The sequence below is a fragment of the Klebsiella sp. CB_Kp196 genome, assembly GCF_040061575.1.
In the GTDB taxonomy this organism is placed as follows: Bacteria; Pseudomonadota; Gammaproteobacteria; order Enterobacterales; family Enterobacteriaceae; genus Klebsiella; species Klebsiella michiganensis.
On record NZ_JBEAFH010000064.1, the window covers coordinates 1 to 14,831 of the forward strand.

General features: G+C 57.5%; 16 protein-coding genes. 2 read left to right on the plus strand and 14 right to left on the minus strand.

All coding sequences use genetic code 11. The features are described from left to right. Positions 1 to 159 precede the first annotated feature (159 nt). The 12 genes from ABLU87_RS23265 to ABLU87_RS23320 all read right to left on the minus strand — a co-directional run bounded on the left by ABLU87_RS23265 (position 160) and on the right by ABLU87_RS23320 (position 11,217). Positions 160 to 1,632: an ATP-binding protein gene (locus ABLU87_RS23265; protein ID WP_025108021.1), complete on the minus strand. Its 1,473-nt coding sequence runs from the start codon at positions 1,630 to 1,632 to the stop codon at positions 160 to 162. Continuing rightward, positions 1,629 to 2,345: a response regulator transcription factor gene (locus ABLU87_RS23270; RefSeq protein WP_004849381.1), complete on the minus strand. Its 717-nt coding sequence runs from the start codon at positions 2,343 to 2,345 to the stop codon at positions 1,629 to 1,631. Before ABLU87_RS23270 ends, ABLU87_RS23265 begins: the two co-directional genes overlap by 4 nt. A gap of 78 nt (positions 2,346 to 2,423) precedes the next feature. Further along, positions 2,424 to 3,554 (minus strand): 23S rRNA (uracil(747)-C(5))-methyltransferase RlmC, encoded by a 1,131-nt coding sequence (gene rlmC / locus ABLU87_RS23275; RefSeq protein ID WP_032748882.1) that lies wholly within the window; start codon positions 3,552 to 3,554, stop codon positions 2,424 to 2,426. Between the two features lie 42 nt (positions 3,555 to 3,596). After that, on the minus strand, positions 3,597 to 4,085 hold the full coding sequence (locus ABLU87_RS23280; RefSeq protein WP_004100588.1) for a YbjO family protein: 489 nt from the start codon (positions 4,083 to 4,085) through the stop codon (positions 3,597 to 3,599). Positions 4,086 to 4,142: 57 nt separating this feature from the next. Further along, entirely contained in the window at positions 4,143 to 4,988 is an 846-nt protein-coding gene (potI, locus tag ABLU87_RS23285) for a putrescine ABC transporter permease PotI (RefSeq protein WP_004130847.1), read from the minus strand. After that, positions 4,985 to 5,938 carry a putrescine ABC transporter permease PotH gene (gene potH / locus ABLU87_RS23290; protein ID WP_014228601.1) on the minus strand — a complete coding sequence of 318 codons (954 nt, stop codon included), beginning with the start codon at positions 5,936 to 5,938 and terminating at the stop codon, positions 4,985 to 4,987. Before potH ends, potI begins: the two co-directional genes overlap by 4 nt. 10 nt (positions 5,939 to 5,948) lie before the next feature. Then, a complete protein-coding gene (gene potG, locus ABLU87_RS23295; RefSeq protein ID WP_004134592.1) occupies positions 5,949 to 7,082 on the minus strand; it encodes a putrescine ABC transporter ATP-binding subunit PotG in 1,134 nt (377 codons plus the stop codon). A gap of 102 nt (positions 7,083 to 7,184) precedes the next feature. Continuing rightward, positions 7,185 to 8,297, minus strand: a complete 1,113-nt coding sequence (gene potF / locus ABLU87_RS23300; protein ID WP_014228600.1) for a spermidine/putrescine ABC transporter substrate-binding protein PotF — start codon at positions 8,295 to 8,297, stop codon at positions 7,185 to 7,187. A 348-nt stretch (positions 8,298 to 8,645) separates the two neighbouring features. Further along, complete coding sequence (locus ABLU87_RS23305; protein WP_004849367.1) at positions 8,646 to 9,125, minus strand: YbjN domain-containing protein; 480 nt, start codon at positions 9,123 to 9,125, stop codon at positions 8,646 to 8,648. An 89-nt stretch (positions 9,126 to 9,214) separates the two neighbouring features. Further along, positions 9,215 to 10,117 (minus strand): 30S ribosomal protein S6--L-glutamate ligase, encoded by a 903-nt coding sequence (gene rimK, locus ABLU87_RS23310; RefSeq protein WP_009653278.1) that lies wholly within the window; start codon positions 10,115 to 10,117, stop codon positions 9,215 to 9,217. Positions 10,118 to 10,220: 103 nt separating this feature from the next. Beyond that, on the minus strand, positions 10,221 to 10,943 hold the full coding sequence (gene nfsA / locus ABLU87_RS23315) for a nitroreductase NfsA (protein ID WP_025108025.1): 723 nt from the start codon (positions 10,941 to 10,943) through the stop codon (positions 10,221 to 10,223). After that, positions 10,927 to 11,217, minus strand: a complete 291-nt coding sequence (locus tag ABLU87_RS23320) for a YbjC family protein (protein ID WP_122117710.1) — start codon at positions 11,215 to 11,217, stop codon at positions 10,927 to 10,929. The genes nfsA and ABLU87_RS23320 overlap by 17 nt, the downstream gene beginning before the upstream one ends. A gap of 204 nt (positions 11,218 to 11,421) precedes the next feature. Here ABLU87_RS23320 and ABLU87_RS23325 point away from each other — a divergent pair, with 204 nt between their 5' ends. Further along, positions 11,422 to 11,685 carry a GrxA family glutaredoxin gene (locus tag ABLU87_RS23325; RefSeq protein ID WP_004100567.1) on the plus strand — a complete coding sequence of 88 codons (264 nt, stop codon included), beginning with the start codon at positions 11,422 to 11,424 and terminating at the stop codon, positions 11,683 to 11,685. 6 nt (positions 11,686 to 11,691) lie between these two features. On the opposite strand, the gene ybjM is transcribed toward ABLU87_RS23325, so the two are convergent. Then, positions 11,692 to 12,075: an inner membrane protein YbjM gene (gene ybjM / locus ABLU87_RS23330; protein ID WP_004849358.1), complete on the minus strand. Its 384-nt coding sequence runs from the start codon at positions 12,073 to 12,075 to the stop codon at positions 11,692 to 11,694. Positions 12,076 to 12,342: 267 nt separating this feature from the next. Here ybjM and ABLU87_RS23335 point away from each other — a divergent pair, with 267 nt between their 5' ends. After that, positions 12,343 to 14,028: an aspartate:alanine antiporter gene (locus ABLU87_RS23335; RefSeq protein ID WP_004849356.1), complete on the plus strand. Its 1,686-nt coding sequence runs from the start codon at positions 12,343 to 12,345 to the stop codon at positions 14,026 to 14,028. Positions 14,029 to 14,186: 158 nt separating this feature from the next. On the opposite strand, the gene ABLU87_RS23340 is transcribed toward ABLU87_RS23335, so the two are convergent. After that, positions 14,187 to 14,729, minus strand: a complete 543-nt coding sequence (locus ABLU87_RS23340) for a TetR family transcriptional regulator (RefSeq protein WP_009653296.1) — start codon at positions 14,727 to 14,729, stop codon at positions 14,187 to 14,189. Positions 14,730 to 14,831: the final 102 nt, after the last annotated feature.

Consider the following 14,831-nt stretch of genomic DNA (forward strand, 5'->3'; position numbering starts at 1 on the left):
GTGGCCCCGTAGCCCGGGCAAGCGCAGCGCGGCCCGGGACGAAGCCGCACCAAAGTCTCAATCCCGACGCATTTCCCGGGCTGCGGCGTAAACGCCTTACCCGGGCTACCGGCCCGCAGACAGCGATAGACCGGTATCGCGATCGGCCAATCCGCCACCTTAAACCGGCAGGGTAAACTGGAAACAGGCCCCTGCCGGCGCTTCAAGCAGGCGAATATCGCCGCCGTGCAGCTGCAGCATCCGTCGCACAATCATCAAACCCAGTCCCCCTCGTGATGCGCTTTGCGCGCCAGGTTCAAGCACCGAAGGCCGTTCGAACAAGGTTGCCCGCAGCTCACCGGCAACGCCCGGTCCGCTATCGGCCACCTCGACGATAAACTCCGGACCTGAGCGACGCGCCGTCAGGCGGATAAGCCCACCTTCCGGCGTATGGCGAATGGCGTTATCGAGCAGATTAGTCAGCACCCGTTCAATCATCGAGAGATCCGCCGTTATCGGCGGTAGCCCGGTGGCCAGATCCAGCTGTAAACCGATATTGCGCGTCGCGATTGCCAGGTCGAATTTTTGCGCGACATCCTGCACCAGCTCAGCCAGCACGAAGGTTTCCGGCTGCGGCTTAATCCCGCCGTGCTCCAGGCGAGCCAGCTCAAACAGCTGCTGAGAAAGATGGCGGACCTTGTTCCCCTGGCGCAGGGCGATATTCAGATACTGCTTGTTCTCCTCCATCGTCAAGCGATCGGCCTTCAGGCTTAACGTTTCCAGATATCCCAGCAAAGAGGTGAGCGGCGTGCGTAAATCGTGGGAGATATTGGCGACAAATTCTCGCCGCTGGCGATCGCTGTCGGCCAGACGGTCCCACTGCCCGGCAATCTGGCGGGCCAGTTCAATAAAGCGATTATGCAGCACGGCCACTTCATTCCCCGGGTTCGCCTCCGGAGTTTGCGCCGCCAGCGCCTTGATCGCATGAATACTGTCCTGGCTGTCGGTTGCCACCAGCGCGGTGAGCTGACGCACCGGGCGCGTTACCCAGAACCAGGCAAGCCAGCCAGCCAGCCCGCCGAGACCGGCCACCAGCAGCAGAGTCCACAGCAGCAGGCTCCACAAGGTTTTCTGCCAGGCGCTTGCCGCCAGTTCATTAAAGGTTTCGCCCTGCAGGATAATGTAGAGATAGCCGCGCAGCTGGCCGTCCTGGCGCAGCGGCGCCACGCTAAACACCTTTTGCTTATCAAGGCTGCGCGGATCGTCGCCGTACACCGGCCAGGCGCCGCCGGAAAGAAACGTTTGCACCGGCGCCAGATCGATGCGCTGGCGCTTAATATGCCCCGGCGGCGCGGCGTCGGCCAGCAGCTCGCCGTCGGGCGAAAGCAGATACAGCTCCACGCTAGGATTGAAGGTCATCAGCCGATCAAAAAGCGGCTTCAGCATCCGGCGATCAACCTGCCCCTGAGCGTCCAGCAGCGGCTCGCGGGCGGCGATCTGCTGCGCCAGCCCGGCGGAGAGACGCTGGACCATGACATTGCCGTACTGCGCGCTGCTGTACAGCTGGATCAGACAAACGGCTACGGCACAGAGCAGCAGCAGTGAGGTAAACACCAGCGCCAGGCGCTGGCTGAGGCTGAGACGGCGGATCATGGCTGCGCCTCTTTGCGCTCCACGGCAAATTTATAGCCTTTTCCCCAGACGGTCAGAATGATGTCCGGCTCCGCCGGGTCGCGCTCAATTTTGGTGCGCAGGCGGTTGATATGGGTATTGACCGTATGCTCATAGCCGTCGTGCTGATAGCCCCACACCCGATCAAGCAGCTCAAGGCGGGAAAAGACCTCCCCCGGATGGCGGGCAAAGTAGTAGAGCAGGTCGAACTCGCGCGGCGTCAGATCCACCGTCTCGCCGCGCAGCTTAACGTCGCGCGACAAGGGGTCAATGCTTAAACCATGGCTGGCGATACGACCGGCATCCATCAGCAGATTCTGCCCCATCGCCTCCTGACGACGGAACACCGCTTTGACCCGGGCGGTCAGTTCGAGAATCGAAAACGGTTTGGCCAGATAATCATCCGCTCCCATCTCCAGCCCCTGTACCCGCTGGGTTTCGCTGGCGCGAGCGCTGATAATAATCACCGGCAGATAGCGGGTTTGCTGACGAATGCGCCGACAAATTTCCAGACCGTCTACGCCCGGCAGCATCAGGTCGAGGATCACCGCATCCCAAAGCTCTTTTTCCAGCAGGCGCAGGGCCTGGGCTCCGTCCGCCACGTGGACAATCTGATAACCCTCATCCAGCAGATTCAGGCGCAGCAACGCGGCGATATCTTCATCATCTTCAACCAACAGGATTTTTTTTGCCACCGGCAGCACTCCGCTATTCTTACGTTCTGATTAGCCAAGCTTACCCGATCTTCACCGCCTGAAGAGTTCACATTTTGTTTATACTTCGCGAACCAGCAGGGTCAGCACCTCATAGTGGGCGGTATGGGGGAACATATCGAACAGCTGGACGCGCTCAATGCGATAACCGGCCAGGCGAGCGATATCTTTCGCCATCGTCCGGGCGTTGCAGCTGGAGTAGATAATAAAGCCTGGCGCCATACGGTTTAAATAGTCGCACAGGCCGTCGCCGATACCGCGACGCGGCGGATTCACCAGCACCAGATCGGGAATGTCGCCTTCGCCGGTCGCAAACTGCGTGGAATCGAGCGCCTGAAAATGCAGATTATTCAGCCCGAGCTGCGCCGCCGACTGCTTCGCGCAGGCGATCGCCTCCGGGGCAATTTCAATCCCGGTCAGGCGCATCTCAGGCGTTGCGCTGTGCAGACCAAAGCCGCCCACCCCGCAGAAGAGATCCCACATATGGTTGACCGGCAGCTGGCGCACCCAGTCGCGAGCGGTGGCATACAGGCGGCTGGCCACCGCCGGGTTGGTCTGAAAGAAGCTTTGCGGGCGGATCCACAGCGGCACGCCGTTGAAATTTTCCGCCAGCGCCTGCTGGTCGGTGAGGAAAATTTCCCGCTCTCCTTCCATGATGGCCATATGCACCGGCTGAATATTGGCGGTAATCACCTGCAGCTGCGGCAGCAGCGCCTGAAGCTCCGGCAGCGCGGCGCGCAGCTGGGCAAGCTTGGTCTCCGAACGCAGGACAAAGCGCAGCATCATACCGCCGTCGAGCCGGCTTTCGGTCAGCAGAATGTACTTCAGCTCTCCGCGCCTGCGGGCAACGTTATAGGGCGTGAGCCCGGCGCGGGCGATAAACGGCTTGAGCGCAGCGAAGACGGGCGCGAAGCTTTGCGGATAAAGCGGACAGTCGGTCAGGTCTTCCGGGGCGCCATCACGGTGCAGCATCCCGAGCAATGGGCGCTCCACGCTACCGCTGACCACCATTTTCGCTTTGTTGCGAAACCCGCTTTCCGGCCCGCAAACCGGTGCGCACCATTCAGCGACGGGCGCATCGGCGAGAAGCGCGCGCAGATCGGCCATTTTATCGGCGAGCTGTTGGGATACCGGCAGTTCCAGCCACTGGCAGGAGCGGCAGCGGCCCGCGTCATAAAGTGCGCAATGCATAACAAGACCTTCAAAAAAACAGGGGCGGGGATTGTATCACCGTTACTGTAAACGGAAAAAGCGTCGGCACGGGGCCGGCACAAACAGCATCGCCAGCACCAGCAGATCCGGTAGTTTTTGCAGCACCAGGGAGCGAAAGATTTCGCGCTTCGATTCCCCGGCAATACTAAACAGCTCGGGATAACCGTAGCCCAATGAAGCGGCCCACAGGTAGCCAATCACGATAATCTGCGTCAACAGGAACAGCCAACGCGCCCAGTTGCGCCCTTTTACCAGCGAAAACGCGCACCAGATTTCAATAAATACCAGTACCAGACTTGAGAGAAACACCAGGGTGAGCGCCCACGTCTGCACGCTGCGATGGACAAAATCCGCGATTCCCTGAACGCCAAGCTGGTTGAGGATCATCAGCAAATCCAGGCCGCGGATTAAAATAATGGCGAAGGCCGCCACCTGCACCAGCGCAGGAACGTTAAGACGAGCATGAGACGAACGCGTTTTAGTAAACAATCCCAACGTAAAGTCTTCCATGAAAACGGCGCCACAAATGCGGCGCCGATGTTAACTCTATTGCAGATTTTAGGTGGTTCAGCCGCTTCTTGCACGCTGGATATCGCGCACCCGCTGCTTTTCCGCGCGGGCCATCAAATACCAGGCGATAAAACCAACAATCCCGACCACGCCGAGGATTAACGTCGCCAGGGCGTTAATCTCCGGGTTGACCCCCATGCGCACGCTGGAGAAGACCAGCATCGGCAGCGTCGTCGCCCCCGGCCCGGAAACAAAGCTGGCAATAACCAGGTCGTCGAGCGACAACGTAAAGGCCAGCAGCCAACCGGAGACCACCGCCGGCATAATCATCGGCAGCGTAATGACGAAAAAGACCTTCAGCGGCGCGGCGCCCAGATCCATCGCCGCCTCTTCAATAGAGTGGTCCAGCTCACGCAGGCGCGATGAAATGACCACCGCGACGTACGCGGTACAGAAGGTGACGTGCGCCAGCCAGATGGTCAGCATGCCGCGATCCGACGGCCAGCCAATTGAATGCCCCAGCGCGACAAACAGCAGCAGCAGCGACAGGCCGGTAATCACATCGGGCATCACCAGCGGCGCGGTGATCATAAAAGCAAAGCCGTTTGAACCGCGGAAGCGGCCAAAACGCACCATCACCACTGCGGCAATGGTACCGAGGATCACCGCCGCCGTCGCGGCGCAGGCGGCAATGGTCAGACTTAAGCCTACCGCACTCATCATCGCATCGTCATGAAACAGCTCGCGATACCAGCGCGTCGACCACCCCGCCCATACCGTCACCAGCTTTGAGCTGTTGAACGAGTAAATCACCAGCATCAGCATCGGGGCATACAGAAAGGTAAAGCCGAGCAGCAGAATCAAAATTCGCCACGGCGAACGGACTACCGGTAAATTATTCATCCGTGTTCCCCCACCTGTTTTTGCTGATGCTTGTGGAACCACATGATCGGTACGATCAGCAGCAACAGCATCACGATCGCCACCGCCGACGCCACCGGCCAGTCGCGGTTATTGAAAAACTCCTGCCACAGTACGCGGCCAATCATAATGCTGTCTGGCCCGCCCAGCAGTTCCGGGATAACGAACTCCCCGACTGCCGGAATAAACACCAGCATCGACCCGGCAATAATCCCGCCTTTGGTGAGCGGAACGATCACCTGGAAGAAGGTCTTCAGCGGCCGGGCCCCCAGATCCAGCGACGCCTCCACCAGCGAGTAATCGATACGCGTGAGGGCGGTATAGATCGGCAGCACCATAAACGGTAGATAGGCGTAAACAATACCGATATAGACCGCCAGGTTGGTGTGCAGGATCTCCAGCGGCTGGTCGATGACCCCCAGCCACAGCAGGAAGTTGTTCAGCACGCCGTTGCTTTTCAGCAGCCCCATCCAGGCATAGACGCGGATCAGGAAGGAGGTCCATGAGGGTAGGATCACCAGCAGCAGCAGGATATTTCGCGTCGATGGCTTACTGTGCGCCACCGCCCACGCCAGCGGATACCCCAACAGCAGGCAGCAGAACGTCGAGATCGCCGCCACCTGAAGCGATTGCAGATACGCTTCAAAATAGAGCGGATCGTCGGTGAGCTGCAGGAAATTCCCGAGATTCAGCGTTAACGTAAGCTGACCGTCGGCCCACTCCAGCAGGTCGGTATAGGGTGGGATCGCCCGCGCCATCTCCGCCAGGCTGATTTTAAAGACGATCAGGAACGGCAGCAGAAACAGCAGGATCAGCCACACGTAGGGCAGCGCAATGACCAGCTTGCGCCCGTGGGCCATCTGCAGCCGCGCCAGCCACAGCGCAAAACCGCCAGGTTTTTTTACGCCTGACGGGGGTTCTAATGTACTCATCGCCCTCTCCTTACACCGTCAACACGACGCAGCTATCGGCATCCCAGCACAAACGCACCTCATCACCCCAGGTGGGCGCCCCTTTACGGTAACGGTGTTCGTTTTGCAGCTGAGCACTCAGCATCTGCCCGCTTTTCAGGCGCACATGGTAGATAGACAGGTCGCCGAGATAGGCAATATAGATAACCTCGCCCACCGCGAAGTTATAGCCATCCGCGGGCGGGTCTTCGCAGAGCATGATTTTTTCCGGGCGCAGGGCCACCCACACCGGCACGTTATCGACGACAGAGGCATCGGGATCGACCTTCAGCGGATGGGTCAGGCCCGGAGAGTCCAGCACCAGGCCATCTTCCTGCCGCTCTTTCACCAACCCTTCAAAGACGTTGACCGAGCCGATAAACTCCGCGCTGTAGCGGGTGGTCGGGTGCTCGTAGATTTCCTCCGGCTCGCCGATTTGCACGAACTTGCCGCGGTTCATAATGGCGATACGCCCCGCCATGGTCATCGCCTCTTCCTGATCGTGGGTCACCATCACGCAGGTAACGCCGACGCGCTCAAGGATATCGACCACTTCCAGCTGCATCCTGTCGCGCAGCTTCTTATCCAGCGCCCCCATTGGCTCATCAAGCAGCAGCAGTTTCGGTCTTTTCGCCAGGCTGCGGGCCAGGGCCACGCGCTGACGCTGGCCGCCGGAGAGCTGATGCGGTTTACGCTTTGCGAACTCCTGCATATGCACCAGCGCCAGCATCTCCTGCACCCGGCTGGTGATTTCGGCCTTGGGCAATTTGTCCTGCTTGAGGCCAAAGGCGATATTCTGCTCCACCGTCATATGGGGAAACAGCGCGTAGGACTGGAACATCATATTAATCGGCCGCTGATACGGCGGCACCCGCGCCAGATCGACGCCATCCAGGACAATCTGTCCGGCGGTAGGCTGTTCAAATCCCGCCAGCATGCGCAGCAGGGTTGACTTGCCGCAGCCGGATGCGCCCAGCAGGGCAAAAATTTCGCCTTTATAAATGGTGAGATTGACGTCATCGACGGCGTGCTGGCCATCGAAGGACTTGGTTAAATTACGGATTTCCAGCAGCGGGGTCAGCGCTTTGGGGGTTTTCGCCTGCGGGCGAGGAATCACATCATTCACGGGGTGTTCTCCGGCAGAAATCAAATCATGGTGCAGGCGCACCATCGCGGTGCGCCTGTTGCCGGCAGCGCGACGCTTATCCGGCCTACAACTCACGGAGAATTACTTACCGCTTTTCACCTTCGTCCACGCGCGAGTACGCACGCGGTCGATTTTCGGATCCTGGACTTTCAGGGTGAACAGCTTGGCGAAGACGTCAGCCGGCGGGTAAATGGCCGGGTTATTGCGGATCGCTTCGCTGACCAGCGGAACAGAGGCTTTGTTGCCGTTAGCGTAATAGACATGATCGCTGATGTGGGCGATAACCTCCGGACGCATCAGATAGTTCAGGAACTGATAAGCCTCATCTTTGTTTTTCGCATCCGCCGGCATGGCGAAGACGTCGAAGAACGCCAGCGCGCCCTCTTTCGGAATATAGTAGGAAACATTCACCCCGTTTTTCGCTTCTTTCGCCCGGTTAGCCGCCTGCCATACGTCGCCCGCCCAGCCGATAGCGACGCAGATATCACCGTTCGCCAGGTCGTTGATGTACTGAGAGGAGTGGAAATAGCGAATATTCGGACGCAGCTTCAGCAGCAGATCGGTCGCCGGGCCGGTGTAATCATCGGCTTTAGTACTGTTAGGATCTTTGCCGAGATAGTTCAGCACGGTGGCGAAAATCTCTTCCGGGGCATCCAGGAAGGAGACGCCGCAGCTTTTCAGCTTTTCCAGGTTTTCCGGCTTCATCACCAGATCCCAGCTGTCCAGCGGCGCATCTTTGCCCAGCACGGCTTTCACTTTATCGATGTTATAGCCTATGCCGGTTGTCGCCCACAGGTACGGGATCGCGTATTTATTGTCGGGGTCGTGCTTCGCGACCAGCTTCAATACTTCCGGGTCGAGATTTTTCCAGTTGGGAAGCTTACTTTTATCCAGCGGCTGGAATACCCCGGCCGCCAGCTGGCGCTCAAGGAAGCTCGCCGACGGCACCACCAGGTCAAAACCGGTGCTGCCCGCCATGAGCTTACCCTCCAGCACTTCGTTGGAGTCAAAGACGTCATACACCACTTTAATACCGGTCTCTTTTTCAAAATTCGCCACCGTATCCGGCGCAATATAATCAGACCAGTTATAAACATGTAGGGTTTTTTGTTCGGCTGCGAGCGAACCGGCAGAAACGGCCATCAGCGCACCCGTAACCAGACCTGTTAACCATTTTTTACCAAAGGCGGTCATATCTCTTATTCCTTCTCAATGCCCGTTAACAAGCGGGCTGAATATACGCACTTGTTCGCATGCAATAATCATGCATATTTTTTCATTGCCTAAGAAAAGGAGAGAGGACCTCTCCCGGAATGGTTGCCCGCAACTGGAAGCAGCGTCAGAATAACTGTAGCCAGAATAAGAGGCTATAGCCCAGGTAAAAAAACGGCTTTTATCAATTTTTTATGCAATAAGGGTCTATGTGATAAGCCGAAAGCGGCGGAATGGCGGTGAAAAATTCTTTTTCGGAAGGTTAATAGCAGAATAAAAGCATGTAATACGCAGCCGCTATGGCAGTGGCTGCGCTATTTTTCGACAGGCTTAGTGAAGAAAATGGTACTGAATATTCTCAGCCACCGGCTCTTCTTCCTCAGACTTATACAGCACCTGATTGGCGCTGGCTTCGAGGATGACCATCGATATCTGTTCTTCGCTCTGGCGGAAAAACCACGCGAACTGATCGATCGTCACGCCGACGCCGACGGTCAAGGCCTGGCACACCACCAGCTTCGGCAGATTATCATCCTGAATATCGAGGAAAGCTTTCACCGTCAACGAACTGGCGTTAATCGCAGAAAGATCGGCGGAGAGCGGTAGCAGCGCGGAGGGTTTCACCTCTGCCAGCGCGGAGAAAAGCACCACGTTATCCACCAGGTCAAGTTTGGCATCAAAAATGCCTTCGAAATTTTGCATATGCGGCAGGTGCAGTGCCTGGCAGGAATCACACTCAAAAAAGCTGATGCCCAATTCGTCGAGCCATTGACGTAACGTATCAAGACCCGGAACGACCAGTGAATCCATATGACCTGTGACCTCTTACTGTGAAAAATGCGACGCCATAGCTTACGCAAAAAAAGCGTCCTGTACCATGACGGTGTCGTGAAAGGGAATTATCCGCCCATTTTCAGACAAAATCCGGGCGTGGCTTGTCGTTCGATCCAGGCGATCATTTTGCCGGCAATATCGACGCCGGTGGTGGTTTCAATTCCTTCCAGCCCAGGAGAAGCATTGACCTCCATCACCAGAGGACCGCGCGCGGCGCGCAGGATATCAACGCCGGCCACGTCCAGCCCGAGCGTTTGCGCGGCCTTGATGGCCATTTCACGCTCCTGCTCGCTGATATACGCCACCGACGCCACGCCGCCGCGATGCAGGTTAGAGCGAAAATCCCCCTCCTTCGCCCGCCGTTCAATTGCCGCCACCACTTCATTACCCACCACGAGGCAGCGCACGTCCCGCCCCTTCGCCTCGGCGATATACTCCTGCACCAGAATATGCGCATTCAGGCCGCGAAAAGCGTCGATGACGCTCTCTGCCGCCTGGCGCGTTTCGGCCAGCACGACGCCGATGCCCTGGGTACCCTCCACCAGCTTTACCACCAGCGGCGCGCCGCCAACCATGGCAATCAGGTCGCTGGTATCGTCTGGCGAATGGGCAATACCGGTGAGCGGCAGATCGATCCCCTGACGGGCCAGCAGCTGGAGCGAGCGCAGCTTGTCGCGGGCGCGGGTAATCGCCACCGATTCATTCAGCGGATAGCTGCCCAGCAGCTCAAACTGACGCAGCGCCGCGGTACCATAGTAAGTGATCGCCGTGCCAATGCGCGGGATCACGGCGTCAAAATGCGGGAGCTGGCGACCTTTATAGTGAATCGACGAGGCCACCGGACTGACGTTCATATAACAGGAAAGCGGATCGAGGATTTCCACCTGGTGTCCGCGTTTTTGCGCGGCTTCGCGCAGGCGTCGACATGAATAAAGCGTTCCATCCCGGGATAATATGGCAATTTTCACCCTGCACCTCTGCGAAAAGACCCGCTCTGGCGGGCCTCTGGTAGTCAATTAGCGCTGACCTGCGGAATTTCCTTGCGTCAGACCGAGGGCAGTTTACACGCAATCAGCGCGTAGCCCATCCCTGCTTATGCAGATATTGCAGAATAAACGGACGGCTCTCTTTAACAATAGTCCGACGGATATGGTCGCTCCAGGTATCGCGACGCGTATTGCTGCCGCGAGAGAGATAATACTGCGCTATCTGCTCGTCATATTCCGCAAGCACCGCGTCGTCCACCGGCTGATAGTGATTTTCATGCACCAGCATCGCCGACGGCATGCGCGGTTTCACCTCCGGGTTATCGTCCGGCCAGCCAAGGCACAGGCCAAACAGCGGCAGTACGTGCTGCGGGAGCTTCAGCAGCTCGGTCACCGCATCAATATTGTTGCGCAGGCCACCAATATAGACGCCGCCGAGGCCAAGGGATTCCGCCGCCACCAGCGCATTCTGCGCCAGAATCGCGGTATCGACGCAGCCCAGCAGCAGCTGTTCGGCGAGGCCCAGCTGAGCGTCCGGGCAGATTTGCAGATTGCGATTGAAATCAGCGCAGAATACCCAAAATTCAGCGGCCTGCGCTACGTGCTGCTGGCCGCCGCTCAGCGGGACCAGCTGTTGGCGTATTTCCGGGTCGGTAACGCGAATAATTGAGGAGCATTGTAAAAAACTGGAGCTGGAAGCGCCCTGCGCGCTGGCAATAATCGCGGCGCGCTGTTCGTCGCTTATCGGCGCGTCGGTAAAATGGCGAATAGAACGGTGGCTACGCAGCAGCTCAATGGTCGGCGTCATCTCGTTTTTCTCTGTCAGGCAATGAAGAAGGTGGGGTTTTCGTTTGCGTCAACTGCGGGGCAATCACTTTCGCCACTCGCCACATTAACGCCACGGCGGCCGGAAGCATCAGCAGGATCCCCGCGAAGATCATCAGCAGCGCCGCCGTTGGGCTGGAAAACGGCTCGGGCAGGCTGACGTACTGGTTGAGCGAGAGCCAGGCCAGGGTCAACAGCACCATGCCGATAATCTCGACTACCAGAATGCTTTTTGGTAATGCAGCGGGCGATCGCATAACGCTCCTTCGGTCAAAATCATGCACGCTCCCGGGCAAAAACCGGTCGCGTATCAGGGGAGTATAGCGGTTTCATCAGCAGAATATTTACCAAACATAGCCTTAAGCCATCGAAGCAAAAGGCAGAACCTTCTTTCCCTCCTCGACATAACGCGGCATGATACGCGGCATTCGCCATCCGGCTGAGGTTTAAGGAGAAGGACTATGTTTACGGTAATTTTTGGCCGTCCAGGCTGCCCCTATTGCGTTCGCGCCAAAGAGCTGGCGGAAAAACTGAGCAACGAGCGTGATGATTTTAACTATCGCTATATTGATATTCACGCAGAAGGCATCAGCAAAGCCGACCTGGAAAAAACCGTGGGTAAACCGGTTGAAACCGTACCGCAGATTTTTGTCGATCAGAAGCACATTGGCGGCTGCACTGACTTTGAAGCCTGGGCGAAAGAGAATCTCGGCCTGTTCGCCTGAGACGGCTCACTCCTCTGACGAGTGCCTGCGTCTGGTATCAAGCCAGGCGCAAATAAACAAAAAGCACAGCGCGCCCAGCGCGCACCAGAACACCGCGCTAAACAGCCACGCCAGTTCCTGCCAGAAAGAACGCTCGGTCACAAAGAAAAGCCGCATAACCACCAGACAGACAGGTGCAGCCAGCATCGCGCCAATAAGCGGACGCAGTACCCGCTGCCCGGGAGAGAGGCAGCTTGCCGCCGCACCGGGGAGCAAAAAGAACAGCAGCCCGAGCTCAGGGTGACCGGTAGCCCGAAAGGCGCCTTTCATATGTAACAGTAGTGATAAACAAACCACGATAAATAGAAAGAACCCACAGATAATACCGGCCCAAGCACGCTCAGATTTCACGACATCCTCCTGATTTTGCCTCTAACCAACTTCCACTTCGCCCAGTCAGATAAAGATTCTGGCAATCCATGCCAATAAAAGATCCCGTCAATGTAAACACGATTGTTACTAGCCGCAGCCTCCAGGAAAGATTAAACTGTCGACTATATTTTGCTGGTTATAACGGGATGCCAGAATAGCGTTCGGGACAACGCGAACACTGGACCAACCTTAGACCAAATAACCATTTCCTTCAACAACTTACTAGTAAATGAGAAGTTGGCTTTCGTGAATATAAACGTCGCAGATTTGTTAAACGGGAATTACATCCTGTTATTGTTCGTTGTGCTTGCATTAGGACTCTGCCTCGGGAAACTGCGTCTCGGGTCGGTACAACTTGGTAATTCCATTGGCGTTTTAGTGGTTTCCCTATTATTAGGGCAACAGCATTTCAGTATTAACACTGATGCCCTCAATCTCGGCTTTATGCTGTTTATTTTCTGCGTCGGCGTGGAAGCGGGGCCCAACTTTTTTTCTATTTTTTTTCGCGACGGCAAAAATTACCTGATGCTCGCGCTGGTGATGGTCGGCAGCGCGATGCTGATCGCCATGGGGCTGGGTAAGCTCTTCGGCTGGGATATCGGCCTGACGGCCGGGATGCTCGCCGGCGCCATGACCTCCACGCCCGTGCTGGTGGGCGCCGGGGATACGCTACGGCACTTCGGCATGCCCAGCGATCAGCTCGCCCTCTCGCTCGATCATCTGAGCCTCGGCTATGCGCTGACCTACCTGATTGGCCTGGTCAGCCTGATCGTCGGCGCCCGCTATATGCCGAAGCTGCAGCATCAGGATTTGCAAACCAGCGCCCAGCAAATCGCCCGCGAGCGCGGCCTCGATACCGACTCCCGGCGCAAGGTCTATCTGCCGGTGATCCGCGCCTACCGCGTCGGCCCGGAGCTGGTGGCGTGGGCTGATGGTAAAAACCTGCGCGAGCTGGGCATTTACCGCCAGACCGGCTGCTACATTGAGCGCATCCGCCGCAACGGCATTCTCGCAAACCCGGACGGCGATGCGGTGCTGCAGATGGGCGATGATATCGCCCTGGTGGGTTACCCGGATGCCCATGCCCGCCTCGACCCAAGCTTCCGTAACGGCAAAGAGGTCTTCGACCGCGATCTGCTCGATATGCGCATCGTCACCGAAGAGATCGTGGTCAAAAACCACAATGCCGTCGGCCGTCGCCTGGCGCAGCTGAAGCTGACCGATCACGGTTGCTTCTTAAACCGCGTTATCCGCAGCCAGATCGAAATGCCTATCGACGATAACGTGGTGCTCAACAAGGGCGATGTGCTGCAGGTCAGCGGCGACGCGCGTCGCGTTAAAACCGTCGCGGATCGTATCGGCTTTATCTCCATCCACAGCCAGGTGACCGACCTGCTCGCCTTCTGCGCCTTCTTTATCGTTGGCCTGATGATCGGCATGATCACCTTCCAGTTCAGCTCGTTCAGCTTCGGCATCGGTAACGCCGCCGGTCTGCTGTTTGCCGGCATTATGCTCGGTTTCCTGCGCGCCAACCATCCGACGTTTGGCTACATTCCGCAGGGGGCGCTGAATATGGTGAAGGAGTTCGGCCTGATGGTGTTTATGGCAGGCGTGGGGCTCAGCGCGGGCGCCGGCATAAATAACGGCCTCGGCGCCGTCGGCGGTCAGATGCTGGCGGCGGGCCTTATCGTCAGCCTGGTGCCGGTGGTTATCTGCTTCCTGTTCGGCGCGTACGTGCTGCGCATGAACCGGGCGATGCTCTTCGGCGCCATGATGGGGGCTCGTACCTGCGCGCCGGCGATGGAAATCATCAGCGATACCGCGCGCAGCAATATTCCTGCGCTGGGATACGCGGGGACCTACGCCATCGCTAACGTGTTGTTAACCCTGGCAGGTACGCTGATTGTCATCATCTGGCCGGGGCTACAGTGAATTTTTTAAGAAAAAAAACGCGCATACGCAGAACTTTTTTTGCTGGCATCAGTCATAAGTAGTGCCACTGCTTTTCTTTGATGTCCCCATTTTGTGGAGCCCATCAACCCCGCCACTTAGGTTCAAGGTTGATGGGTTTTTTGTTTTCTGCGCCCTGCTCACGCTCCCGCCAGCCGGTCTACCATCAGTCGAATCGCTTCTCTCGATAGCGGCGCTCTGTCGGTCACGAAGTGCAGCGTCATCCCCTCGATAAAGGCGTCAAGGCCGCGGGCCGTTGCCGGTTCAAACCACTGCTCAAGAGTCTGCTGGCTGCGCAGCATCCAGTTCTGCATGACCGCTTTTAAATTCGGCTGGCTGCTGCAAAAAGCATATAGCTGATACATCAGCTCCATATTGCGCGCGGTGGTCACCTGGGCGCTAAAAATCAGCTCCGCAATGGCGTCACAGGCCTCTTCGCGGCTATGCACATCGGCAAAAAACTGCTGATACTGCGCCGACATCTGGCCGGTAAACAGGCTGAACGCCTCTTCGACCAGCGCCTCAATGCCGCTGAAATAGTAGGTCAGCGAGCCCAGCGGCACGCCCGCGCAGGTGGCGATTTTCCGGTGCGTGACCGCGTGGATACCGTGTATCGCGATCGTGTCCAGCGTCGCCTGCAAAATCCGCTCCCGCCGCTGCGGGTCGTTTGGTCGACGGGCCATCCCCTTTTCCTCTTTCATTTAAACAGATGCTGAATCCCACGGCGTACGCGTCAAATATGCCTCAGGCTGAATCGAATCATAGAGGTCAATAAAAAAGCATTC